This window comes from Azospirillum sp. TSH20, assembly GCF_003115935.1.
GTDB lineage: Bacteria > Pseudomonadota > Alphaproteobacteria > Azospirillales > Azospirillaceae > Azospirillum.
In genome coordinates, this window is record NZ_LGQU01000022.1 from 63,911 (window position 1) to 87,896 (window position 23,986).

Below are 23,986 nucleotides of genomic sequence, written 5' to 3' on the forward strand. Positions count from 1 at the left end.
GCGGAAACAATGCTGAATCAGACGCGACGCTTCTTCGGCGGGCGAACGCCGTTGTGCGGGATCGGCGTGACGTCGCGGATCGACGTGATCTGGAAGCCGATCGACTGCAGGGCGCGCAGGGCGGACTCACGCCCCGAACCCGGACCCTTCACTTCGACTTCCAGGGTCTTCATGCCGTGTTCCTGGGCCTTGCGGCCGGCGTCCTCGGCAGCGACCTGGGCGGCGTAGGGCGTCGACTTGCGCGAACCCTTGAAGCCCATGGTGCCCGACGACGACCAGGCAATGGTGTTGCCCTGCGCGTCGGTGATGGTGATCATCGTGTTGTTGAACGAGGCGTTCACGTGAGCGACGCCGGCGGTGATGTTCTTGCGCTCGCGGCGACGCAGGCGCTGAGAAGCAGCGGAGGGCTTGGCCATTTTGCGTTCGTCCTCTTACTTCTTCTTGCCGGCGATCGGCTTGGCCGGACCCTTGCGGGTGCGGGCGTTCGTGTGGGTGCGCTGGCCGCGGACCGGCAGGCCCTTGCGGTGACGCAGGCCGCGGTAGCAGCCCAGGTCCATCAGACGCTTGATGTTCATGGCGACTTCACGACGAAGATCGCCCTCGACGCGGTAGTCGGCGTCGATGGTCTCGCGGATCTTCAGGACTTCGTCGTCCGTCAGCTCGTTCACGCGACGCTCGGCCGGGATTTCCAGCTTCGCGCAGATTTCCTTGGCCTTGAAGGGGCCGATGCCATGGATGTAGGTCAACCCGATCTCCACGCGCTTCTGCGCGGGGATGTTGACGCCAGCGATACGCGCCACGCTGCTCTCCTCAGTCTCGATATCTCAACGGCAGCCCGTCGGGCCGCCTACACACCGAGCAAATCCCGCCCGGCACAACGCCGGGACCAGGAACGCACAATGTTACCCGCCACCCTTGCGGGGCGGCGAGAGGGTGCGACTATAGGAAAACTCCAGAACTTGTCAAGGTGAATTGCCGACCGCTATTCGGCCGGAACCGGCTGCCGGATCGGTGTCGCGCCAGTGGCTGCCTGTGCAAGGCCGGAACTGGAGTTGTCATCCGCCATGTCCTCGACCGCAACCGGCCGCAGCGGCATCCTACCGGCTTTCAGCAGCGCACGGTCACGCAAGACCTGCGGCAGGTCGAGGCTAAGCTTCAATTCGATGTTGCGCCAGATCTGGCGCAGCCGCTGGACATGCAGATCCTCGCCGATCGCCTGCACAACCGACTCGAGATTCTCCAGCGTGATGCCGCGGTCGGCCAGCAGCACCGCGCCCTTGCCGTCGGTCTTCGGGCAATTCAGCGCCTGCATCAGCCGTGGCCGCGACTCCGGCCGGCTCATGAAGCGTTCGATGTCGAAGATGGTACGGACATTGATGACCCGGAGCGCCTCGATCTGGTCGAGGTCGAGCGCCAGGATCAACTGCGCCTGCGCCACCCAATCCATCGTCTCGTAGATGCCGTAGGGCGTTTCAACGAACAGCAGGATCGGGTTTGCCGTGGCCAGATTCTGCACGTCCTCGATCTCGAACTCGGCAAGTCGGAATTTGATGGCCGAATCGATGCCGAGAATCATGTCGATCGGATATTCGCGGATGAAGCTCTGGGCCCGGGGATCGATCCGCCGGACCTGCAATTGCGGCACCCGGCTCAGCAGCGTTTGCAGACCGAGTTTGGGGAAGAAGCCGGTCAGGAACGCCACCAGCAATTCCGGCACGCCGTCACCGACCGCCCCCTCCGGCGCAATCTTCGCAATGTCCATATAGGCGTGATGCAGCGCGACCGCGGTGATGCAGGCCAGGATGATGTGGCCGGTCACCCGCAGGAAAGAGATCGGCGACAGATCGTAGTTGGAAATGCGGCGGATCAGGTAGTCGATCGACCACACATAAGCGCCGAAGAAGGCGAAGGACAGCACCGCCACGGTCTGAAGCTGGTAATGCACCAGATCCATGGGCGTGACCCCGTCAACTCCGTACAGCGTCATTCCGCTGAACAGCGGCTGGAAATGGTCCAACCGATCCTTGCCCAGCAGCATGCCGCTGGAGGTTAGAAAGCCGCTGAAGGACACCATGATGAAGACCAGGACCGGAAAGAAATAGGCGCGCCATTCCGACGGCTGCGTGTTGTCCGGTCCCTGCGGCAGCGCCCGGTACTTATAGGCCGCGAATTCGAAGGAGGGGATCAGCTGGTCGTGATCCTGCCCTTCGATGCGGAAGACCGATTCCAGGTCCGCGATGATCTTCTGCCGCACATTCTTGATGTTGCTGCGGCCGATGAAGATCGTCAGCGGAAGGATGAAGGACAGGCCGAGCAGGCCGAGTGCGCTCAGCACCCGCAATTCACCGACCACACGGATCACTTCGTCGAACATCACGCCCCCGGCATGCGACACCGACACGCCGCTTTCCTGACGTGCAGCCACGACAATGCAACCACGTTACGGTCGCACCGCCGAAGGATATACTCCCATTGAGTGATTTTCAGTGAAAATTTGCGCGTGACAATCCGCGACGCAAGCCCGTCCGCCTAGGGTCAGGACCCATAAATCGAGTGAAAGTGTCAGATAGCGGTTTCGAGCCCTGATCGGACATTCTCTCTCAAACGTTCTCAGCTCTACCGCAACCTGAAATGCCCGCTTTCCACCGCCTTACCGATTGCGTCGCAGGTCTCGTCAACGCTCAAACCTGCCACCGACAGCGAATGGCCCTCCAATGCGCCCAAATTCCCGAACTGCTGATGCAGCGCAGAAATCGGAACCGGATCTGAAAGGGTGTCACCGCCTCGTTCGCGGCATCGTCTGATGGCCTCCTCCAGATCCGGACGAAGGACGATATAGTGCAGGACCGCTTCGATATTTCGGAAGGCGTCCAGAAACCAGGGCCCAATGATGCCATCCACCAGAACGAAGTAGCCGCCCTTCGCATAGCGGGCAGCAGCCCCGGTCAGCACGTCGATCACTGTTGCATTCTGGCCGTGGGCCTCGGGACGCCACGGTGGAATCGAACCTGCTTTGATGAAATGCCAGAAGTCGTCCGAATGCAGATGGACCTTCGGGCTGCCGGGCAGTTGCGCGATGCTGTTCGCGGCGGTCGTTTTGCCTGAACCAGGTGTTCCGGTCAGGATAAGGATTTCTTCAGGTCTGAACATCTTGCGCTCGTGGTCTGGTCATTTTGCCGGTTGCCATAGCAGCATGCAGCGGCTTTGTCCGCGCAGCGGGCGTCGCGAAACCGATTCCACCTGACATGTCATCGTGATTCAAGTGCGACAGGAGGATATGTCGATGTCTGATCAATTCTGGCTCACCGAGACACAGCTCAAGCGCATTGAGCCCTATTTCCCAAAGTCGCGTGGCGTCCCGCGCGTGGACGACTGCCGAGTGGTCAGTGGGATCGTCTACGTCATCCGCAACGGCCTGCAGTGGAAGGATGCCCCGAAGGCATACGGGCCGCACAAGACGCTCTACAACCGGTTCCTGCGCTGGAGCCGGTTGGGCGTGTTCGACCGGATCTTTGCCGCTCTGGCGGGTGAAGGCCCCAAGCCCGAGCGGATCATGATCGATACTACCCACCTGAAGGCACACCGAACTGCGGCGAGCCTGCTTAAAAGGGGGATGCTCCCCGTCGTATCGGGCGCACGAAAGGTGGGCTGAACTCCAAACTCCACGCCGTCTGTGACGAGGCAGGCCGACCCATTATCCTGCTCCTGTCCGAGGGCCAGATGAGCGACCACACAGGTGCGCGGCTCCTGCTGGATATCTTGCCGGCCGGCGCGATGCTGATCGCGGATCGCGGCTACGACAGCAACTGGTTCCGTATGGCGCTTGCCGAGAGAAACATCGAGCCGTGCATTCCACCCACCAGGAGCCGCAAAGTTCCTCTCAACTACGATAAGGGCCTCTATCGCCAGCGCCACAAGGTCGAGAACATGTTCGCGAAACTCAAGGACTGGCGCCGGATCGCAACTCGCTATGACCGCTGCGCCCACACCTTCTTCTCAGCTATCTGCATCGCAGCGGCCGTCGCCTTCTACCTCAATTAACGAGTCCTGAGCCTAGAGGTCGGTGCCCGCAATCCGATGACGGATCGCGTCGGCCTGGATTCGGACGCGGCTGAGATGCGGGTTGATCTTCAGCGCCGCATCGAACGCCCGCAGCGCCGGCTTTTCGTCGCCCAGCGCCAGATAGACGAGGCCCAACTCGACCAGCGCCCCAAAATGACGGGGTTCGAGTGACAGGGCATGGCGGAGGTCCAGCATGGCGGCGCGATAGTCGCCCAGCATGTAATGGGCGGCGGCGCGCTTGTTCCATCCTTCGGCATAGGACGGGTCGCGGGCGATCACCGCGTCGAAGGCGTGCAGCGCCGACTCGTAGTCGTCGCCGTTCAGGCTGAGCACCCCGGCGCGCATGTCGCGCACCATCACCGGGTCGGGATGTTCCAGCCAGAAGTCCCAGATATGCTCCTCCACCGATTCGGCATAGGCGGCGTCGGTGGCGCTGTGCAAGGCCTGGAAAAGACTGTCGAGACGCATGTTTCCCTGCCCCGCGCCAGCCGGCACCCCGAGGGTCAGCAGCAAAAGCACTGTCAAGGAAAAGAAGCGTCGAATCATCATGCTCCAAATTTGGGCACGGATTCGGCGAGCTGCCAACTATTTTTTGGTTGCAAAACGCTAAAGAATTGGTCAGAGGCGCTGCCCTTGGGCTTTAGAGCCGCAGGCCTATGCCCCCCTATACCATTGGTACAGGCCGAAGAATGGTCGGAAACGGCGAACGGCCGGCGGATTGCTCCGCCGGCCGTCTGCTTTACCGGATGTGTCCCAATCGTCCGGAAGACGATCAGGCGGCCTTGTTGCGGCCGGCCACGATTTCGTCGGTGACGTTGCGCGGCACCGGCTCGTAGTGGCTGAACTCCATCGTGTAGGACGCACGGCCCGAGGTCATGCCGCGCAGCTGGCCGATGTAGCCGAACATTTCGTTCAGCGGGACATTGGCCTCGACGGCGATGTTCGAACCACGCTCCAGCTGGCCCAGGACGGTGCCGCGACGACGGTTCACGTCGCCGATGACGTCGCCCAGGTAATCCTCCGGCGTGACGATCTCGACCTTCATCACCGGCTCCAGCAGGATCGGGCCGGCCTTCGGCAGGGCCTCACGGAAGCAAGCCTTGGCGGCGATTTCGAACGTCAGGGCGTTCGAGTCGACGTCGTGGTACTTGCCGTCCACCAGGCGGGCGCTGAAGTCCACAGTCGGGTAGCCGGCGAGGACGCCGTCTTCCTTCTGCATCTCCAGACCCTTGCCGACCGACGGAACGTATTCGCGCGGAACCGAACCGCCAACCGTCTCGTCCTTGAAGCTGAAGCCGGCGCCACGCTCCTGCGGCTCGAAGATGATCTTCACTTCGGCGAACTGGCCCGAACCACCGGTCTGCTTCTTGTGGGTATAGGTGTATTCGACAGGCTTGGTGATCGTCTCGCGGTAGGCGACCTGGGGCTTGCCCATGTTGCCTTCCACGCCGAACTCCGTGCGCATGCGGTCCAGCGTCACTTCCAGGTGCAGCTCGCCCATGCCGCGCAGGATGGTCTGGCCGGTTTCACGGTCGGTCTCCAGGCGGAGCGACGGATCGGCGCGGACCATCTTGCCGAGAGCGATCGAGAACTTCTCCTGCTCGCCCTTGGTCTTCGGCTCGACCGAGACGCTGATGACGGGGTCGGGGAAGCGCATACGCTCCAGGATGACCGGGTGGGCGGCGTCGCACAGCGTATCACCGGTCTCGGTCTCCTGCAGGGAGACGAGCGCGATGATGTCGCCGGCGCGGGCTTCCTCGATCGGGTTGGCTTCCTTCGCGAACATCTCGACCATGCGGCCGATCTTCTCGCGCTTGCCGCGGGTCGAGTTCAGGATCGACATGCCCTTCGTCAGCACGCCCGAATAGACGCGGATGAAGGTCATCGAGCCGTAGGTGTCGTTCAGCACCTTGAAGGCCAGCGCCGAGAAGGGCGCTTCGTCGGAGCTGAGACGCTCGCCGTTCGGGTTGCCGTCCTCGTCCACCGTCTTGATCGCCTCGACGTCGGTCGGGGCCGGCAGCAGATCGACGACCGCGTCCAGAACCTGGCAGACGCCCTTGTTCTTGTAAGACGAGCCGCAGAGGACCGGGGTGAAGGCGCTGGTGATGGTGCCCTTGCGCAGGCAGGCGCGCAGCACGTCGGCCGACGGCTCCTCACCCGACTCCAGGTAGGCTTCCATCGCCGCGTCGTCCTGCTCCAGGGCAGTGTCGACGAGTTCGGCGCGCAGAGCCGGAATGCTGGCGACGTTGTCCAGGTCTTCCTTGACGGTCAGGTTGAGCTTGGCCGCGAGATCGTCGGTGATCTCCCAGGTCTCCCACTTGGCGTCCTTGTCGTCCGAGAACCAGACATAGGCCTTCATCTCGACGAGGTCGACCATGCCGCGGAAGTTGTCTTCCGAGCCGAGCGGAACCTGGATGCAGACCGGACGGGCGTTCAGGCGCTGACGGATCATGCTGACGCAGCGCTGGAAGTTGGCGCCCGAGCGATCCATCTTGTTGACGTAGCAGATGCGCGGAACGTTGTAGTTGTCCGCCAGACGCCAGTTGGTCTCCGACTGCGGCTCCACGCCGGCGACGCCGTCGAACACCACGACCGCACCGTCGAGGACACGCAGCGAACGGTTCACCTCGATGGTGAAGTCGACGTGGCCGGGGGTGTCGATGACGTTGATCTTCTTGTCGCGCCAGAAGGCCGAAACCGCGGCGGACTGAATGGTGATGCCGCGCTTCTGCTCCTGCTCCATATAGTCGGTCGTGGTCGACGTCTTCAGATCCTTCGTCTCGTGGACGTCGATGATCGTGTGCTTGCGACCGGTGTAGTACAGAATACGTTCGGTGGTCGTCGTCTTGCCCGCGTCGACGTGGGCGATGATGCCGATGTTCCGAATGTCAGACAGTGGCGTTTGGCGCGGCATGTTGCGGTTCCATTGCAGTAACGCGACAACCGAAGCGCGACCGTCAGGGTCGTCCGCTTCGGCGGCAGAGGTTGGTCGGGGTTTTACGGGCGATCTGTTAAGGCGTCATTAACATTCCGTAAACCGACAAGCAATTTGTCGGAATATTGAAGCGCGCGGCCCTCACAGCGTTCGGGCCACGCCGGCACACCCCAACCGAGGCTGCCGGGTCGCCCCGTTTCCGCCGCCTTATTTAGCAGCGGTGACCTGAATTTCAACGAGATACTCAGGAGCGGCCAGCTTGGCTTCCACCGTGGCACGGGCCGGCGGATTGGCCGGATCGACCCAGGCTTCCCAAGCCTTGTTCATCGCGCCGAAGCTGGCGATGTCCACCAGATAGATCGTGGCCGACAGCAGCTTGCTCTTGTCGCTGCCCGCTTCCGCCAGCAAGGCGTCGATCTGGGCCAGGATCTGGGCAGTCTGACGCTCGACGTCGGGCGTCGGCTCGTCGGCGACCTGACCGGCGAGATAGACCGTGTCCTTGTGGACGACCATCTGGCTCATGCGCGGTCCGGTGTGGAAGCGCTGGATCGACATTGCGGAAAGACTCCGGGTTCCGGGGGGCTCGAAAAAGACGGGGGTACGTCTATGCCATTCGGGGCCGCGCGCGAAGCGAAAAATGCGTTTCAGCCGCTCAGGGCTGACCCGCAGCGCCATCCTTCGCCAAAAGTGCGGCGAAACGCGCGGACGGGACTGCAAAATTGCGCACGGCCGGGCCGACCCCGGCGGCAACGCCGACTCCGGCGACCGACCAACCCTCCCCGTTCGCCCTGGGTGTCCGCACCAGCAGCGGCCCGCCGCTGGTTCCGCGCGTGGCGTCGCAATCGTGCACCAGCAGGCCGGCGCTTTCCCCCAGAAGATGACAATCGCTGTCGGCCATCAGGATCTGCGCCCGGTCCTGGCTGTATCCGCCGAGCATCACCGGCGTTCCCGGCGGCAGCTGTCCGGCGCTGAGGGGCAGCGGAGGAACCGACTCCGGCGCGTGCTGAGACAGGGTCAGCACCGCCCAGTCGGCGGCGACCTTGGGAGTCGCTGATGCGGGATCATAGGCCGGGTCGGTCGCGACGCGCGCCACCGTGACATGGCGGGTGAACTCCCCCCGGTCATAACCGAACAGGACATGCAGGGAGGACGCCTGCAGGAAGCGCCGCGTGCGCGGGTTGAACAGGCAATGGCCGGCGGTCACCACCGTGTGCCGGCCGACCAACGCCCCGGTGCAGCGGCCAGCCAGATTGGTCTGCACCCGGACGATACTGTTCCAAGGCTCCGCGGTCGCATCCACCGGCGCCCGCCGGTCCCCGGGCCCGACACCGGGAAGCAGCGGCCGTTCCGCATGGGCGCCGGAGGCGACGACCGACACCACGAGAGCAAGCGCGGCTGCGACCATAAGGCCAAGACCAGGGCTGCGCCGAGCCCACGCATGTTCTTGCTCCGTTTCCCTCAATCCCGTATCCTCCGACTCATGGCGACGCTGATCATCACCGAAAAATCCAGCCAGGCGAAGGACCTGCGCGCGGCCCTGGGCGACCGCTACGGCCGCATCCTGCCGGCCGAGGGCCATTTGCTGCGGCTTGCCGAGCCGGATGAGGTCGACCCCGCCTGGAAGCGCTGGTCGCCGACGCTGCTGAAACCCGATGGGCTCTTTCCCACCCGGCCCGACCAGGGCGGCAACAAGGCCGCGAAGCTGCAGGCGATCACCGCCGCGCTGCGCGCCTGCGACGAGGTGATCCTCGCCACCGACTGCGACCGCGAAGGCCAGCTGATCGGCCAGGAGATCCTGGAGCATGTCGGTTATCGCGGCAAGGTGCGGCGCGCGCTTTTCACAGCGCAGGACCCGAAGACCCTGCGCGATGCCTTCGCCGCGCTGAAGTCCAACGACTCCATGCGACCGCTCTACGAGGCGGCAGTGGCGCGCCAGCAGGCCGACCAGATCTACAACCTGTCGCTGACCCGCACCGCGACCAAGACCCTGCTGGCACCCGGCACCCGCGGCGTCATCGGCATCGGCCGGGTCAAGACGCCGACACTGGCCATCGTGTGCCTGCGCGAGCTTGAGATCCGCAACTTCAAGCCCGAGGATTATTTCGAGGTCGTGGCGACTGCCACCGTGGCGGAGGGCAGCTTCCTGATGCGCCACGCCCCGGCGCCGAAGGACCGCATCAAGGACCGCGCCGCCGCCGAGGCCATCGCCCGCGCCGCCGACAACCACCGCGGCCCGCTGACCGTCACGGTGGAGGAGAAGCGGCAGGCGCCACCCAAGCTGTACGACCTGCCCTCGCTGCAGAAGACCTGCGGCCAGCGCTGGGGCTGGACCGCCGACCGTACGCTGGCGGTGGCGCAGGAACTGTATGACGGTGAGGGCAAGAAGCTCATCACCTATCCGCGCGCGGAGGCGCGCTACCTGTCGGAGAACCAGATCGCCGACGCGCCGGCCATCGTCGGGGCGCTGACCAGGCTGCGCGGCTTCGCCCATCTCGACATCGCCCGGCCGGTGATCCGCAAGGGCAAGTCCGGCCATTTTTGCGACAAGGCGTTGGAAGGCGTGTCGCACCATGCGGTGATCCCCAACGTCAATGTGCTGGACGATCTGGAATCGCGGCTGGTCCGGTTGACCGACGACGAGAAGCGGCTGTTCGCGCTGATATGCCGCTCCTATCTGGCCGCGGTGATGCCGGATTACGAGTATCGCCAGACCAGCGTGACCATGCCGGTTCCGGTGCCATCGGCTGGAGGTGGCAAACCGGTCACCTTCCGCGCCGTCGGCCGCATCCCGCTGAAGCTGGGCTGGAAGGCCGCCTTCGGCTCCGCCGAGAGCGACGACCGCTCCGGCGGCAAGGCGGAAGAAGAGGCCGAGCAGACCCTGCCGCCGCTGACCGACGGCGAATTGGCGACCCTGAGCGATCCCAAGGTGGAGGCGAAGCGCACACAGGCGCCGCCACGCTACAACGAAGGCACGCTGGTCGACGCCATGCAGAACGCTTGGCGGTTCGTCGAGGATCCGGCTCTGCGCGACCGGCTGAAGGAGGCCAAGGGAATCGGCACCCCGGCCACCCGCGCCGAGGTGATAAAGGGTCTGCGCAAGCAGAACCTGTTGGGGGCGGACGGCAAATGGTTGGTGCCGACCCCCGCCGGCCTCCATCTGTTCGAAACACTGCGCGCCGCCGCCCCCACCCTGGTCGATCCCGGCACCACCGCGCTGTGGGAGATGAAGCTCGACGAGGTGGTGACCGGCCGCGCCGATTTCCGCCATGTGATCGACGCCATCGCCAGCGAGGCCGACCGGCTGATCGGCGCATTGATCGGACAACGCGGTGCCACGCTGGATCTCGGCTTGCCCGCCGTCAAGGTCCGATTCGCCCGGCGCGGCGCCGCGGGACGAAGCACGACGACGCGGGGCGGCGCCGCTGTGTCGGGCGATGTGGCGAAACCTGCGCGACGGCGGACCCGCAAGATTGCGGCTCCCGCCGAGGGGGACGCGGCGGCGCCAAAGCCGCGACGCACCCGCAAGACCAAGGGAGCCAGCAGCGCCCCGCCTGCCGCCGCAGCGGCTGAGAGCGCGCCGGCAGAGGCTTCGCCCATTCCGGAGTCGCGGCGCCGTCGTGAGCCGACTGAGCGTATGGTTGCCTTCGCCCGCAGCTTGGCGGAACGCAAGGGCATCGCCCTGCCCGACCCGTGCCTGCGCGATTTCGATCAATGCCGCAGTTTTCTGGATCAGCACGCGCGCTGACCACAGCCCAACCACCGGGCTACCGGTTGCGTACCAGCGCAGATTTGCGCGATTTCGGCTATATTGATTGCTGGACGAGACCTGCTTGGTCGGTAACTCTCATGGCGGTCTCAATCAATGCTGAGCGCTTCCCATGAGATTTTCCAGCCCAACCTCGCGGACCGTCATCGCAGCCGCGCTGACCCTGGTGGCGATAGCCCCTGCGCTGGCCCAGAGCCAACCGAACTACGGCGGCACCAGCGTGACGCAATGTATCCCGTTCGCGAATTTCCAATCGGTGTCCTTCACCGATCCGCCGAAGCTGAATTTCAGCATTGCCGGCGACAGCACCATCCACACGGTGACGATGGACACCGGATCGGTCGGCGTCGCCATGTCCGCCACCAACATCCCCAATTATGAGACGCTGAAAACGGCGCCGGGCGCCAAGCCGGGCACGCAGTTCCTGTCGAGCAGCAAGGTTCTGTGGGTCGGCACCTGGGTGCCGATGACGGTCACGCTCTATGACCGCGGCAACAAGCCGGTCGCGACCTCCGATGTTTTGATCCTGGGCGTGGAGCAATCAGGCCGCTGCGACAGTTACCAGACCGACCAGAAAATTTGTTCCAACCTGCCCGCGCCGGAGAAGCCGGTGCTGTATATGGGCGTCGGTTTCGGCCAGGAGGCCGATTTCCAGCCGCAAGGCACGCCCGACAAGAATGTCCTGCTGAACCTGCGCAGTGTGAACGGCCAGCCCATCGCCGATGGCACGCTGAACAAGGGTTACATCATCGGCCGCCAGGGCATCGAGGTCGGCCTGACCGCCGCCAACACATCCGGCTTCCGCTTCGCCCAGTTGGCCCCCTACCCGCAATATCCCGGCGACTGGATGATGCCGCAGGGCTGCATCACGGTGAATCCGGAGGTGAACCGCAATGCCGACGGTCCGGTCTGCACGACGGCCAACATCCTGGTGGATACCGGGATCCCGCAGAGCTACATGACGCTGCCGCCTGCGATCCAATTCGACAAGGTGGAGCAGGCCGATCTGAGCGAGCCGACAAAGATGGTGTGGGTACTGGCGCCCAACACGTCGGTGGCTGTCCAGATTCCGAATGCCGGCGATCCGATCGCCACCGACACCTTCATCGTCGGGGCCGGCGCTCCGAACGAGCCGGCACAGGTGATCCCCTCCAGCACCGAACCGCCCCCACCCGCTCCCAAGAAGGCGCCGTTCATCAACACCGGCCGCCATTTTCTGCGCCAATACCAATTCCTGTATGACGCCAAGCAGGGGTATGTCGGCATGAAGGACCAGCCCAATCCCTGCGGCGAGCAGTAACCGGCAAAGGGGCGCCCGTCCGGCGCCCCACACCATGCGGACATGAAAAAAGCCCCGGAACGGGGCCTGACTGCATGGACAGCAATGGGGATGATGGTGGGCGATGAGGGGATCGAACCCCCGACATTCTCGGTGTAAACGAGACGCTCTACCGCTGAGCTAATCGCCCGTACCTGAAAAATCATGCACTGAAATGCAAGCCGGCCGGGTGGTTGCCCGGCCGGCCGCACTATGCCCTGAGCGGGCCGGAAACTTCAAGCTTGCTGAACCTCACGCTCAGTTCAGAGCGTCCTTGAGGGTCTTGCCCGCCTTGAACTTCGGCTGCTTGGATGCCGGGATGTCGATTTTCTCGCCGGTACGCGGGTTGCGGCCCTCGGTCGCGGGGCGCTCAGCCACCGCGAAGGTGCCGAAGCCGACAAGACGGACTTCATCGCCGTTCTTCAAGGATTCGGCGATGCTGTCGAACACGGCGTCGACGGCCTTCGTGGCGTCGGTCTTGGACAGACCGGACGCTTCGGCAACATGCGCCACGAGATCGTTCTTGTTCACGCAATCCCCCTTCGAAATTCAGCAAATACTGAAAGACAAAAGCCGCCCCAGGACTTTTCGTCCACGACTTTTTGGAAGCAAAGGATAAGCACAGCGTTTGCCGCCCGTCAATTCCCGACGGGCGACAAAGCTCCTATTGTCCCAAAAGCCGACTGCCCCGCGACGGCTATGATCGGATCATGGCCGTTCTGGCCCCGGATCAGTGACGCAGGACCTCGCCGTCGGCACCCTTCTCCTGGGCCTTCGCCGCGGCCGGATCGACCTCCGGCTCGGTCCACTCGATGGGCTCCAGCGGACGGACCAGCGCGTTGCGCAGCACCTCGTCCACCGTGCCGACGGGCATGATCTCCAGCCCGCGCTTCACGTTGTCCGGGATGTCCGCCAGGTCCTTCTCGTTGTCCTTCGGGATCAGCACATGCTTGATGCCGCCACGCAGAGCGGCCAGCAGCTTCTCCTTCAGTCCACCGATGGGCAGGACCCGGCCACGCAGCGTGATCTCACCGGTCATCGCCACATCCTTGCGGACCGGAATGCCGGTCAGCACCGAGACGATGGAGGTGGCCATGGCGACACCGGCTGACGGGCCATCCTTCGGCGTGGCGCCTTCGGGAACGTGGACGTGGATGTCCTTCTTCTCGAACAGCGTCGGCTTGATGCCGAAGGCGACGGCGCGCGACTTGACGTAGCTCTCGGCCGCCTGGACCGATTCCTTCATCACGTCGCCCAACTTGCCGGTGGTGGTGACGCGGCCCTTGCCGGGCAGACCGACGGCCTCGATCGACAGCAGTTCGCCGCCAACCTCGGTCCAGGCCAGACCGGTGGTGACGCCCACCAGATCCTCCAGCTCCGCCTCGCCGTAATGGAAGCGGCGGACGCCGGCATACTTGTCCAGGTTGCGGCGGGTAACCGAAACCTTGGCGTTGCCGCCCTTCAGCAGGATCTCCTTCACCGCCTTGCGGCAGAGGTTGGCGATCTCGCGCTCCAGGGAACGGACGCCGGCTTCCCGCGTGTAGTAGCGGATCAGGTCGCGCAACGCGTCGTCGGAGATGGCGAACTCGCCCTTCTTCAGGCCGTTCGCCTCCACCTGCTTCTCGATCAGATGACGCTTGGAGATTTCGACCTTCTCGTCCTCGGTGTAACCGGCGACGCGGATGATCTCCATGCGGTCCAACAGCGGCTGCGGCATGCGCATCGTGTTGGCGGTGCAGACGAACATCACGTCGGACAGGTCGTAGTCGACCTCCAGGTAATGATCGTTGAAGGTACCGTTCTGCTCCGGATCCAGAACCTCCAGCAGGGCGGACGACGGGTCTCCGCGCCAGTCGGCGCCGAGCTTGTCGATCTCGTCCAGCAGGAAGAGCGGGTTGGAGGACTTGGCCTTCTTCATGCCCTGGATGACCTTGCCGGGCATCGAGCCGATGTAGGTGCGGCGGTGACCGCGCACCTCGGCCTCGTCACGGACGCCGCCGAGCGACATGCGGACGAAGTTGCGGCCGGTCGCCTTGCCGATCGACTTGCCGAGCGAGGTCTTGCCGACGCCGGGCGGGCCGACGAGGCAGAGGATCGGCCCCTTGACCTTGTTCATGCGGTTCTGGACGGCGAGATACTCAAGGATGCGTTCCTTGACCTTCTCCAGACCATAATGATCGTCGTCCAGCACCTTTTGGGCCAGCTTCAGGTCGCGCTTCACCTTGGTGCGCTTCTTCCACGGAATGGACAGCATCCAATCCAGGTAGTTGCGGACCACAGTGGCTTCCGCGGACATCGGGCTCATCGACCGCAGCTTCTTCAGCTCGGCCAGAGCCTTTTCGCGGGCTTCCTTGGAGAAGCGGGTCTTGTTGATCTTCTCTTCCAGCTCCGCCGATTCGTCGCGGCCGTCCTCGGTCTCGCCGAGTTCCTTCTGGATCGCCTTCAGCTGCTCGTTCAGATAGTACTCGCGCTGGGTCTTCTCCATCTGCCGTTTGACGCGGTTGCGGATGCGCTTTTCCACCTGCAGCACGCCGATCTCGCCTTCCATGAAGGCATAGACCCGCTCCAGGCGCTCAGACACGGTGGCGCATTCCAGCAGCTGCTGCTTTTCCGGAATCTTCAGCGCCAGATGCGAGGCGACGGTATCGGCCAGCTTGCCGGCTTCCTCGATCTGGTTGATCGAGACCAGCACCTCCGGCGGGATCTTCTTGTTCAGCTTGATGTACTGCTCGAACTGGGAGACGACGGCGCGGCTCAGGGCTTCGAGCTCCTGGTTCTCGCCGGTCTTTTCCTCGACCAGTTCGGCCTGGGCCTGGAAGAACTCCTCATTGTCGGCGAACTTGGTGATGGCGGCGCGCTGGCCACCTTCCACCAGCACCTTGACGGTCCCGTCCGGCAGCTTGAGCAGCTGCAACACGGTGCCGACGGTGCCGACGCTGTAGATGTCGGCCGGAGTCGGATCGTCCTGCGCGGCGTTCTTCTGGGTGACGAGCAGGATCTGCTTGTCATCCTTCATCACGTCTTCCAGCGCGCGCACGGACTTCTCGCGCCCGACGAACAGCGGCACGATCATGTGGGGGAAGACCACGATGTCGCGCAGCGGCAGGACCGGGTAGAGGGCACCACGGGAGAGTTCGATCATGGGCAGGGCCTCAATGAATGGATCGCCGCCAGCCCGGAATGGGCCTGACACAGCCCCCGCCTCGGGTTGAGCGCGGGGATCGCCTACGGCACCGGACTAACGTGGCACACGGCCATGCGCCCTTCAAGGGGCTGCGACCGTCTTCCCGCCGTTTCCGCAAGGTGAAACGGCCGTTTGGCTGGCCAAGACCGCCTTTGCTCCCCTTTCGGACGACATAACAGACGGTTCGGGCCGGTTTTACGCCACTTCGACCACCCAAACGGAAGCTTTGCGGCGTCATTCACCCTGTCAGCCGCAGACGATCCGCTCCAAAGACACTGGAGGAGCGACGATTCGGAATGACCAGTCCGGGTGCCATGCGCCGACCGCATTTGAAATGGGCCGAAAAAGAAAAAGGGGCGCCGAAGCGCCCCTCTCGTCGTCCCGTCACAAAGAGTGCGACGGCCTGTCGTCCGATCACGCGCCCGGCGCTTCGCTGCGCCGTTCGGCATGGACGTAGAGCGGCTTGGCGCGCCCTTCGACCACTTCCTTGTTGACCAGGATGCTCTCGATGCCGGTGAGGCCCGGAAGGTCGAACATCGGGTCGAGCAGGATGGCTTCCATGATCGACCGCAGACCGCGGGCGCCGGTCTTGCGGGCGATGGCCTTGTGGGCGATGGCGCGCATGGCGTCCTCGGAGAACTCCAGATGGACGTCCTCCATCTCGAACAGACGCTGGTACTGCTTGACCAGGGCGTTCTTCGGCTTGCTCAGGATCTCGACCAGCGCCGCCTCGTCCAGGTCGGACAGGGTGGCGAGCACCGGCAGACGGCCGATGAACTCGGGGATCAGGCCGAACTTCAGCAGATCCTCGGGCTCGACCTCGTGCAGGATCTCGCCGGTGGCGCGCTCGTCGGCGGAACGGACATCGGCGCCGAAGCCGATGCTGGTGCCCTTGCCGCGCTGGGCGATGATCTTGTCCAGGCCAGCGAAGGCGCCGCCGCAGATGAACAGGATGTTGCTGGTGTCGACCTGCAGGAATTCCTGCTGGGGATGCTTGCGCCCGCCCTGCGGCGGCACGGAGGCGACGGTGCCCTCCATGATCTTCAGCAGGGCCTGCTGCACGCCCTCGCCCGACACGTCGCGGGTGATCGACGGGTTGTCGGACTTGCGGCTGATCTTGTCGACCTCGTCGATGTAGACGATGCCGCGCTGCGCCCGCTCGACATTGTAGTCGGCGGCCTGCAGCAGCTTGAGGATGATGTTCTCGACATCCTCGCCGACATAACCGGCTTCGGTCAGCGTCGTGGCGTCGGCCATGGTGAAGGGAACGTCGATGATGCGGGCCAGCGTCTGGGCCAGCAGCGTCTTGCCGCAGCCGGTCGGGCCGATCAGCAGGATGTTCGACTTCGCCAGTTCGACGTCGTTGTGCTTCGTCCCGTGGGCGAGGCGCTTGTAATGATTGTGGACCGCCACCGACAGCACGCGCTTGGCGTAAGACTGTCCGATGACGTAATCGTCGAGCACCGCATGAATGTCGCGCGGAGTCGGGACCCCGTCGCGGGACTTCACGAGGGTCGTCTTGTTCTCCTCGCGAATGATGTCCATGCACAGTTCGACGCATTCATCGCAGATGAACACCGTCGGACCGGCAATCAGCTTGCGGACCTCGTGCTGGCTCTTGCCGCAGAAGGAGCAGTAGAGCGTATTCTTCGAATCGCCGCTGCTGGACTTGCTCATCGGTACTCCGTCATCTCGCGGGAGGCGTGGACCCCTAGGACCATGCCCGTTCGCGGCGCCCCCCGACGCCGGTCCTACTCAGGTTATCGCGGACGACGTCCGCGACAAGGTCACGCGCCGGTTTAGCGACGCATTACAATCCGCATACCGGACATGCCACAAGGGGCTTCCCCTATGACCGGCCCCTATGACCGGATCGTGTCACTGCCATTCAACATCAGCGTCACGACCCGATCAACCCTTTGTTGGGAGGGCCCTAGAAGCGTGGGTTACGAATGGTGATCGACGCCCGGGCGCTTCTCCACCACCTCGTCGATCAGACCGAAGGTCTTCGCCTCTTCCGGCGACATGAACTTGTCGCGCTCCATGGCGGACTCGATGGTGTCGAGATCCTGCCCGGTGTGCTTGGCATAGATGTCGTTCAGGCGCGAACGCAGCTTCAGGATTTCCTGGGCCTGGATTTCGATGTCCGAGGCCTGGCCCTGTGCGCCGCCCGACGGCTGATGGATCATGATGCGGCTGTTGGGCAGCGAGAAACGCTTGCCCGGCGCACCGGCGGCCAGCAGCAACGAGCCCATCGAGGCCGCCTGCCCCATGCACACCGTCGACACCTGCGGACGGATGTACTGCATGGTGTCGTAGATGGCGAGGCCGGCCGAGACGTAGCCGCCCGGCGAATTGATGTAGAGCGCGATGTCCTTGTTCGGGTTCTCCGACTCAAGGAACAGCAGCTGCGAGCAGATCAGGCTGGCGACGGCGTCGTTCACTCCGCCGATCAGGAAGATGATCCGCTCCTTCAGCAGGCGCGAATAGATGTCGTACGCGCGCTCGCCCCGGTTGGTCTGTTCGATGACCATCGGGACCAGAGCATTCATCTTCGGCTCGAAGTCGTACATGTGTTCTTCCCTGCCCCCGCAGTTGGCTGAACCGGTGATCGTTGCCGGCACGGAACCACATATAGGAACCTTTGGGGGCGGATGGTAGTCCGCCCCCACTCCTTTCGGGGAGTTAGGCCGCTTCAGACTCGTCCTCGTCCTTGCTCAACTCTTCGACGCTGACGGTCTTCTCGGTCACCTTGGCCTGATCCAGGATGTGATCGACGACCTTGTCCTCGAAGATCGGGGCGCGGAGGTTCTCGAGCGCCTGCTGGTTCTGCTTGAAGAACTCGAAAACCTGACGCTCCTGACCGGGGAAGCGGCGGGCTTCATTGATCAGGGCGCGGTTGACCTCGTCCTGGGTGACCTGGATGTTGTTGCGGCGGCCGACTTCCGACAGCAGCAGACCCAGGCGGACGCGGCGCTCGGCGATCGAGCGGTACTCGGCCTTCAGCTCGTCCTCGGACTTGTTGGCGTCCTCGCCGGCGGTGCCGTTCTTCAGCTCTTCCTGCAGGCGGGCCCAGATGCCCTCGAACTCGATGTCGACCATGCCGGCCGGCACCTCGAAGGAATGAGCCTCGGCCAGCTTGTCGAGCAGCTGACGCTTCACGCGCAGGCGCGACAGGCCGTCATACTCGCCCTTGATGCGGTCGCGGATCGCTTCGCGCATCTTCTCCAGGCTCTCCATGCCGAACTCCTTGGCGAGTTCGTCATTGACCTCGGCCGGGACGTTCTTGCGCAGCTCCTTCACGTCGACCTCGAAGACCGTCGCGGCGCCCTTCAGGCGCTCATGCGGGTAGTCTTCCGGGAAGGTGACGTTGACGGTGCGGTGCTCGCCGACCTTGGCGCCGACCAGCTGCTCCTCGAAGCCCGGCACGAAGCGGCCGGCACCCAGCTCCAGCGGGTAGTCCTTGCCGTCCATGCCCGGCAGGGCCTCGCCGTCGACGCTGCCCGCGAAGTCGATCACGGCGATGTCGCCGGTCTCGGCGGCGCGGTCCTCGGTGACCGGGGCCTGGGTCGAGTGGGCCGAGGCCAGACGGGTGAGCGCCTCCTCCACCGACTCGTCGGTGACCTCGGCAACCGGCTTCTCCAGCTCGATGCCCGAGAAGTCGCCCGGCTCGACGTCCGGCAGCAGCTCGACCGCCATCTTGTAGGTCAGGTCGCCGCCGTCCTCGTACTTCTCGACTTCGATCTTCGGCTGCAGGGCGACGCGCAGGCCGCGCTCGCTCAGCGCCTGGCGCGAGCTGTCGGAGATGGCGTCCTCCAGCACCTCGGACAGCACGCCGCCGAAATAGCGCTGCTTGATCACGGTGACCGGCACCTTGCCCGGACGGAAGCCCGGCAGCTGGACCGTGCGGCGCAGCTCTTCCAGCTTGCCGTTCACCTTCTCTTCGATGTCCTTGGCGGAAATGACGACCTGAAATTCGCGCTTGAGGCCGTCGGTGCTGGTCTCGGTGATGTTCATCGGAACGAAAGCCTATCTCGTTGTTCCGGCCCGGCGGCGCCCGTCCGGGCGGCCCGAATCCGTGTTGTCCATGCGGTCCAAGGTGTTGCCATGGTGCGGGCGAAGGGACTTGAACCCATACGACCGAAGTCACTGGAACCTAAATCCAGCGCGTCTACCAATTCCGCCACGCCCGCGTTCATGGCAAAGGCAGCCGCGACGGGTGCCGAAACACCCGCCGGACCGCCGGCGAAGTCCGGTCTATAGCACAGCGCGCCGGAAGCAAACAGGCAAAATGGCCCCACGCAAGAGAGTGAGGCCCGCTCTGTTCGCGTCAGCCGCCGGCCTTCCCCGCCGCCTTGCTCCCCGCCTTGTCCAGGGACCGCACCGCGGACGAGGTGATGATGCGTCCCTCGCCGGTGTAGGCCTCGTGATTGGCGTCGATCTCGCCCAGCCGGTAGCGATAGTTGATCATCATTCCCAACGACTGCTTCAGCCCCTTGGCCGAGCGGTCCGCCAGCCAGTTCAGCCGCTCCATCCGGGCGCCGTTGGTCAGGTGGAAATGCGCCACCGGGTCGAGCGCGCGGGGGCGGCCATTGCCCTTCGCCTCCTGCACGCTGGACAGGTAATGGACGCACATCCGCATCAGCGGGCCGCGCAGGTGCTTCTGCAGCTCTTCATCCTCCGCCCAGCCGGGACGGGAAAGAGCGCGGGCGAGCAGCGGCGATTCGTCGGTGCCGACGCCGCCTTCGGTGGTCGCCTCGCCGTCGTCGGCCTGCTCCAATTCGGCCAGTCGTTCGGCGATCCGCTCGGCCTCCGTGTTGGTCAGCAGGGCATCGCCGTCGCGGTCCAGCGACCGGTCGAACCAGCGGCGGAATCCGGGGATCGGCGACAGGGTGGCGTAGCACTTGATGTTGGGGAACTCGGTCGCCAGCCCATCGACCACCCGCTTGATCAGGAAATTGCCGAAGCTGATGCCGGCCAGCCCGACCTGCGCGTTGGAGATCGAATAGAAGATGGCGCTGTCGGCGCTCTTGGGGTCGCAGACCGGGGCGGTGGGGTCGAGCAGAGCCTGCACATTGTCCGACATGCCTTGGACCAGCGCGACCTCGACGAAGATCAGCGGCTCGTGCGGCATGCGCGGGTGGAAGAAGGCGAAGCAGCGGCGATCCGAATCGAGCCGGTCCTTCAGGTCCTGCCAGCCGCTGATCTCGTGCACCGCCTCGTACTTGATCAGCTTTTCCAGAAGCGAAGCCGGGCTGTCCCAGGTGATGCGGTGCATCTCCAGGAAACCGACGTCGAACCACGCCCGCAGCAGGTTCTTCAGATCGTCTTCCAGCGCCTGCAGCAGCGGTTCGCCGCGCGCCATCTCCATCAGCTCTGCGCGCAGGTCGACCAGGAACTTGACGCCTTCCGGCAGCGCGTTGAACTGGGTGAGCAGCCGCAGGCGCGGCGGTTCCAGCGCCCGGCGCAGCGCCCGTTCTGCATGGCCGCGCGCCACCGGGTCGGTGGCGGCCTGGAAGGTCGCCATCGCGTCCATCACCGCATCGCGGTCGACGTCGAAGTCGCGCGCGAGCATTAGTAGGAAGTTGCGCCGACCCTGGGGATCCAGCGCCAGATAGGTGCGACCGAGCTGGGCAGCGCGGGCGCGGGCCGAGACCTCGCCGCCCCGCGATTCCAGGCAGGCCTCGATCTGCTCCTTGAGGCGCTCGGCGTCCTCCTTCGGCAGATGGGTGCGCGGCGGCGCGCCGACGGCGCCGCGGGCCGATGCCGCGATCTCGCGCCAGCGGGTGCGCAGGTTGTCCAGCGCGCGGTCGAAGAAATTGGGCTGCGCGGCCGGAGATGGCGGCACAGGCTCCAGAGTGGTGGTGTCGGGTGCGTCGCTCATGCCCCGGAGTCTGGCCCGACCGGAGCGCCGCCGCAAGAGGGCGCGCGAACGCCGTCGTCAGGGGTACCGCGGACGTCGACTTATGGGCCGGTCCCGGCGGACCTCAACCCTGCGCCTTCAGCGCCTTCAGCACACCGGGCAGCGCCCCCGCCAGATCGTCGGAGATCAGGCCGGGGCCGAGCGCGCGCCCCGCCTCGCCATGCAGCCAGACGGCGGTGCAGGCGGCCTCGAACCCGTCCATTCCCTGCGCCAGCAGGCCGAGAACGATGCCGGCCAGCACGTCGCCGGTGCCGGCGGTCGCCAGATCGGGCGGCGCGTTGACATTGACGACGGCACGCCCGTCGGGCGCCGCGACCACGGTGTCCGCCCCCTTGAGGACGACGACCGCGCCGGACCGCGCGGCGGCGGCCCGCACCCGCGACAGCTTGTCGCCGTCCATGCCGACCGAATCACCGAACAGCCGGGCGAACTCCCCCTCATGCGGGGTGAGGACGCAACGCTTGTCGAGCCGGTCGAGCAGTTCGTCGGCCGACTCGGTGAAGCTGGTCAGCGCGTCGGCATCCAGGACGCAGGCCCGCCCGGCGTCCAGTGCCGCCATCACGGCAGCGCGGGTCTGCGCGCCCCTGCCCGCCCCCGGCCCGATCAGCACGGCGTTCTTGCGCGGGTCCTGCAGCCGCTTGGCGAAGGCGCCGGCATCCTCCAACGGATCGACGATCACGCTGGCGCAGCCGGCGGCATAGATGGGGAACGCTTCCGGCGGGCAGGCGATGGTGACCAGTCCGGCCCCGGCCCGCAGCGCCGCGACCGAGGCTAGGCGCGCCGCGCCGGTCATCCGCGCGCCGCCCAGCACCACGGCATGGCCGCGCGCATATTTGTGGCCGTCCAGCGCCGGCCAAGGGAAACGGTGGTTCCAAAGCGACGGCTCGTTCACCGCGGTCTGCGGGGCGATGCTGTCCAGAGCCTGCTCCGGGATGCCGATGTCGGCGACCACCACCTCGCCGCACAGGGTGCGGCCGGGCAGCAGCACATGGCCGGGCTTGCGGCGGAAGAAGGTGACGGTCAGCGCCGCTTGCGGAGCGGCTCCCAGCACCCGGCCGCTGTCGCCGTGAAGGCCGCTCGGTACGTCCACGGCGACGACGGTGCGCCCCTCCATCGCCTCGACGATGGCGCGAGCAAGCCCGTCGAGCGGCCGGGACAGGCCAGCGCCGAACAGCGCATCGATGACCAGCGGGTTGCCCTTGAGGATGTAGGGATCGGCCGCCTCGATCGGGCCGGGCCAGCGCTCCGCCGCCACCGCCGCATCGCCGGTCAGCGCCGAGCGCGTGCCGAGCAGCGCCAGCCGCACCGGCCAGCCGGCCTCCAGCAGAAGCCGGGCGATGACGAAGCCGTCGCCGCCATTGTTGCCGGGGCCGCAGAGCACGGCGGTCGGGTGCGGCGCCCAGCGCTCGCACACGGCGCGGACCACGGCGGCGCCGGCGGCCTCCATCAGGGCCGGGCCGGGCACCCCGGCGGCGATGGCCAGCTGGTCGGCCCGATACATCTCCGCGACGGATAGAAGCTCATCCATCCCCCACTCCCCCCGACCCTGGCTTGCCTTGCCGTTCCTTGGGCGGGCGAAGATGCGTACGCCCGCTCTACCCGTAGGCAGTGTCTTCACCCGGAACAAATGATGCGGACAAGCATAAACGTCCGCAAAACGGCGGGCCAGCCGTGCGGACGTTTATAAAACCGAAATTTTCCAAGACGCGAAGAAGAAGATGGGGCGATGGATGGGACTCGAACCCACGACCGCTCGGACCACAACCGAGAGCTCTACCAACTGAGCTACCACCGCCGCCGTCAGCGTTTCCGCCGTCGGGAGCCGCGTTATGCTCCACCGCGGCTGGTCGGTCAAGCGCCTTTTTCACGAAAAGTGAAAAAACTTCTTTCGGGGCGGAACGGCACCCCTTTCGCCCGGCCAAAAAGGCCGTGACACGCCCGGCGCCGCGGAGCGCTTGCACCAGTTGCACAAATATTGTTCACTCCGCTGAATCCTTTGGCAGCACCCTGCCCCATTGGACGGCACCCGTCCGTCTTATGACCAGCGTCGATGCCGCCGGATCGGACCGGCCGAATGTGGCACGCTCCATGCTTATCGTCGTCGCTGTCGGCAGTGCCGTGGACGGTGCCTGCCGGCGTTGGCACCTCGTACACGAGAGACCCATGAAGAAGATCGAAGCCATCATCAAGCCGTTCAAGCTCGACGAGGTGAAGGAAGCCCTTCACGAAGTCGGGATCAAGGGGATCACCGTCACCGAAGCCAAGGGCTTCGGCCGCCAAAAGGGCCACACGGAGCTTTACCGCGGCGCGGAATACGTCGTGGACTTCCTGCCGAAGGTGAAGATCGAGGTGGTGATGGAGGATTCCCTGGTGGAACGGGCGATCGAGGCGATCCAGCAGGCCGCCCATACCGGCCGCATCGGCGACGGCAAGATCTTCGTCACGCCCGTGGAGGAGGTGGTCCGCATCCGCACCGGGGAGAAGGGCGCCGACGCGATCTGATCGCGCCTGGATAGCATCGTCCACCGGCTCCTCCCTTCCGACCGGCACCCTCCCGACCAGCATCCGCCAACATGCGCCACTTTCCCCATCACCTCCTGCCGGCCCCGGCCGCACACCTCGCCGAACGGCCGATGGCCGCCTATGGCGAACGTGCGACTTTTTGGGTTGGCGCGTTGTGCGGGGAAGAAAGGCGTGAGATAACGTCCGCCGCGAGCGCCGCCCTCCGCCGCCAAGACCCCGACGGGGCTTGGGCAGCGGCTTGACGCAGCGGGATCCAACCCTCTTAAAGCGTGGAA

Annotated in this window: 19 protein-coding genes and 3 tRNA genes; 4 read left to right on the forward strand and 18 right to left on the reverse strand. The window is 65.0% G+C overall.

The features are described 5' to 3' along the window. Window positions 1–17 precede the first annotated feature (17 nt). The 4 genes from rpsK to TSH20_RS05700 all read right to left on the reverse strand — a co-directional run bounded on the left by rpsK (window position 18) and on the right by TSH20_RS05700 (window position 3,150). Complete coding sequence (rpsK, locus tag TSH20_RS05685) at window positions 18–416, reverse strand: 30S ribosomal protein S11 (protein ID WP_012974490.1); 399 nt, start codon at window positions 414–416, stop codon at window positions 18–20. 15 nt (window positions 417–431) lie between these two features. Then, on the reverse strand, window positions 432–800 hold the full coding sequence (gene rpsM, locus TSH20_RS05690; RefSeq protein ID WP_012974491.1) for a 30S ribosomal protein S13: 369 nt from the start codon (window positions 798–800) through the stop codon (window positions 432–434). 182 nt (window positions 801–982) lie between these two features. Continuing rightward, window positions 983–2,425 (reverse strand): hypothetical protein, encoded by a 1,443-nt coding sequence (locus tag TSH20_RS05695; protein WP_146205422.1) that lies wholly within the window; start codon window positions 2,423–2,425, stop codon window positions 983–985. A 191-nt stretch (window positions 2,426–2,616) separates the two neighbouring features. Then, window positions 2,617–3,150, reverse strand: coding sequence for an AAA family ATPase (locus TSH20_RS05700; RefSeq protein ID WP_109073823.1), 534 nt, complete (start codon window positions 3,148–3,150; stop codon window positions 2,617–2,619). A 133-nt stretch (window positions 3,151–3,283) separates the two neighbouring features. On the opposite strand from TSH20_RS05700, the gene TSH20_RS05705 reads away from it, so the two are divergent. Further along, a protein-coding gene (locus TSH20_RS05705) for an IS5 family transposase (protein WP_109074067.1) occupies window positions 3,284–4,041 on the forward strand; the annotation gives its coding sequence in 2 pieces (ribosomal slippage) (window positions 3,284–3,617 and window positions 3,617–4,041; 759 coding nt in all). Window positions 4,042–4,053: 12 nt separating this feature from the next. On the opposite strand, the gene TSH20_RS05710 is transcribed toward TSH20_RS05705, so the two are convergent. The 4 genes from TSH20_RS05710 to TSH20_RS05725 form a co-directional block, all read right to left on the reverse strand. Then, a complete protein-coding gene (locus TSH20_RS05710) occupies window positions 4,054–4,530 on the reverse strand; it encodes a tetratricopeptide repeat protein (RefSeq protein WP_247871523.1) in 477 nt (158 codons plus the stop codon). Window positions 4,531–4,834: 304 nt separating this feature from the next. Further along, the gene (gene fusA / locus TSH20_RS05715) at window positions 4,835–6,976 is read right to left on the reverse strand and encodes an elongation factor G (protein WP_109073825.1); all 2,142 of its coding nucleotides are present in this window, start codon (window positions 6,974–6,976) and stop codon (window positions 4,835–4,837) included. Window positions 6,977–7,204: 228 nt separating this feature from the next. Continuing rightward, complete coding sequence (locus tag TSH20_RS05720; RefSeq protein ID WP_014248117.1) at window positions 7,205–7,552, reverse strand: RidA family protein; 348 nt, start codon at window positions 7,550–7,552, stop codon at window positions 7,205–7,207. Window positions 7,553–7,649: 97 nt separating this feature from the next. After that, window positions 7,650–8,402 carry a trypsin-like serine protease gene (locus TSH20_RS05725; protein WP_247871522.1) on the reverse strand — a complete coding sequence of 251 codons (753 nt, stop codon included), beginning with the start codon at window positions 8,400–8,402 and terminating at the stop codon, window positions 7,650–7,652. 75 nt (window positions 8,403–8,477) lie between these two features. On the opposite strand from TSH20_RS05725, the gene TSH20_RS05730 reads away from it, so the two are divergent. After that, window positions 8,478–10,742, forward strand: a complete 2,265-nt coding sequence (locus TSH20_RS05730; protein ID WP_109073826.1) for a DNA topoisomerase — start codon at window positions 8,478–8,480, stop codon at window positions 10,740–10,742. A 133-nt stretch (window positions 10,743–10,875) separates the two neighbouring features. Then, complete coding sequence (locus tag TSH20_RS05735) at window positions 10,876–12,063, forward strand: hypothetical protein (protein WP_109073827.1); 1,188 nt, start codon at window positions 10,876–10,878, stop codon at window positions 12,061–12,063. Between the two features lie 94 nt (window positions 12,064–12,157). Here the strand turns inward: TSH20_RS05735 and TSH20_RS05740 are convergent. The 10 genes from TSH20_RS05740 to TSH20_RS05785 all read right to left on the reverse strand — a co-directional run bounded on the left by TSH20_RS05740 (window position 12,158) and on the right by TSH20_RS05785 (window position 22,983). After that, window positions 12,158–12,232 (reverse strand) — tRNA-Val (locus TSH20_RS05740). 107 nt (window positions 12,233–12,339) lie between these two features. Next, entirely contained in the window at window positions 12,340–12,612 is a 273-nt protein-coding gene (locus TSH20_RS05745; RefSeq protein WP_012974523.1) for an HU family DNA-binding protein, read from the reverse strand. 199 nt (window positions 12,613–12,811) lie between these two features. Next, window positions 12,812–15,223 carry an endopeptidase La gene (gene lon, locus TSH20_RS05750; protein ID WP_109073828.1) on the reverse strand — a complete coding sequence of 804 codons (2,412 nt, stop codon included), beginning with the start codon at window positions 15,221–15,223 and terminating at the stop codon, window positions 12,812–12,814. Window positions 15,224–15,679: 456 nt separating this feature from the next. After that, window positions 15,680–16,942, reverse strand: a complete 1,263-nt coding sequence (gene clpX, locus TSH20_RS05755) for an ATP-dependent Clp protease ATP-binding subunit ClpX (RefSeq protein ID WP_012974526.1) — start codon at window positions 16,940–16,942, stop codon at window positions 15,680–15,682. Window positions 16,943–17,211: 269 nt separating this feature from the next. Further along, window positions 17,212–17,838, reverse strand: a complete 627-nt coding sequence (gene clpP, locus TSH20_RS05760; RefSeq protein ID WP_109073829.1) for an ATP-dependent Clp endopeptidase proteolytic subunit ClpP — start codon at window positions 17,836–17,838, stop codon at window positions 17,212–17,214. 112 nt (window positions 17,839–17,950) lie between these two features. After that, entirely contained in the window at window positions 17,951–19,282 is a 1,332-nt protein-coding gene (gene tig / locus TSH20_RS05765) for a trigger factor (RefSeq protein ID WP_109073830.1), read from the reverse strand. A 91-nt stretch (window positions 19,283–19,373) separates the two neighbouring features. Continuing rightward, window positions 19,374–19,458, reverse strand: a tRNA-Leu gene (locus tag TSH20_RS05770). Window positions 19,459–19,595: 137 nt separating this feature from the next. Further along, entirely contained in the window at window positions 19,596–21,149 is a 1,554-nt protein-coding gene (locus TSH20_RS05775; RefSeq protein WP_109073831.1) for a malonyl-CoA decarboxylase, read from the reverse strand. Between the two features lie 103 nt (window positions 21,150–21,252). Further along, entirely contained in the window at window positions 21,253–22,716 is a 1,464-nt protein-coding gene (locus TSH20_RS05780) for an NAD(P)H-hydrate dehydratase (RefSeq protein WP_109073832.1), read from the reverse strand. A gap of 191 nt (window positions 22,717–22,907) precedes the next feature. Further along, window positions 22,908–22,983 (reverse strand) — tRNA-His (locus TSH20_RS05785). Between the two features lie 368 nt (window positions 22,984–23,351). Here TSH20_RS05785 and TSH20_RS05790 point away from each other — a divergent pair. Next, window positions 23,352–23,690 carry a P-II family nitrogen regulator gene (locus TSH20_RS05790; protein ID WP_012974531.1) on the forward strand — a complete coding sequence of 113 codons (339 nt, stop codon included), beginning with the start codon at window positions 23,352–23,354 and terminating at the stop codon, window positions 23,688–23,690. The last annotated feature ends 296 nt before the right edge of the window (window positions 23,691–23,986 follow it).

Bases quoted from the DNA above. Each gene is read 5' to 3' on its own strand.
- lon (WP_109073828.1), bottom strand. From the start codon at position 15,223: ATGATCGAACTCTCCCGTGGTGCCCTCTACCCGGTCCTGCCGCTGCGC.
- tig (WP_109073830.1), bottom strand. From the start codon at position 19,282: ATGAACATCACCGAGACCAGCACCGACGGCCTCAAGCGCGAATTTCAG.
- TSH20_RS05710 (WP_247871523.1), bottom strand. From the start codon at position 4,530: ATGCGTCTCGACAGTCTTTTCCAGGCCTTGCACAGCGCCACCGACGCC.
- TSH20_RS05700 (WP_109073823.1), bottom strand. From the start codon at position 3,150: ATGTTCAGACCTGAAGAAATCCTTATCCTGACCGGAACACCTGGTTCA.
- TSH20_RS05775 (WP_109073831.1), bottom strand. From the start codon at position 21,149: ATGAGCGACGCACCCGACACCACCACTCTGGAGCCTGTGCCGCCATCT.
- TSH20_RS05790 (WP_012974531.1), top strand. From the start codon at position 23,352: ATGAAGAAGATCGAAGCCATCATCAAGCCGTTCAAGCTCGACGAGGTG.
- TSH20_RS05720 (WP_014248117.1), bottom strand. From the start codon at position 7,552: ATGTCGATCCAGCGCTTCCACACCGGACCGCGCATGAGCCAGATGGTC.
- clpX (WP_012974526.1), bottom strand. From the start codon at position 16,942: ATGAGCAAGTCCAGCAGCGGCGATTCGAAGAATACGCTCTACTGCTCC.
- TSH20_RS05780 (WP_109073832.1), bottom strand. From the start codon at position 22,716: ATGGATGAGCTTCTATCCGTCGCGGAGATGTATCGGGCCGACCAGCTG.
- fusA (WP_109073825.1), bottom strand. From the start codon at position 6,976: ATGCCGCGCCAAACGCCACTGTCTGACATTCGGAACATCGGCATCATC.
- TSH20_RS05735 (WP_109073827.1), top strand. From the start codon at position 10,876: ATGAGATTTTCCAGCCCAACCTCGCGGACCGTCATCGCAGCCGCGCTG.
- clpP (WP_109073829.1), bottom strand. From the start codon at position 17,838: ATGTACGACTTCGAGCCGAAGATGAATGCTCTGGTCCCGATGGTCATC.
- rpsK (WP_012974490.1), bottom strand. From the start codon at position 416: ATGGCCAAGCCCTCCGCTGCTTCTCAGCGCCTGCGTCGCCGCGAGCGC.
- TSH20_RS05725 (WP_247871522.1), bottom strand. From the start codon at position 8,402: ATGGTCGCAGCCGCGCTTGCTCTCGTGGTGTCGGTCGTCGCCTCCGGC.
- TSH20_RS05730 (WP_109073826.1), top strand. From the start codon at position 8,478: ATGGCGACGCTGATCATCACCGAAAAATCCAGCCAGGCGAAGGACCTG.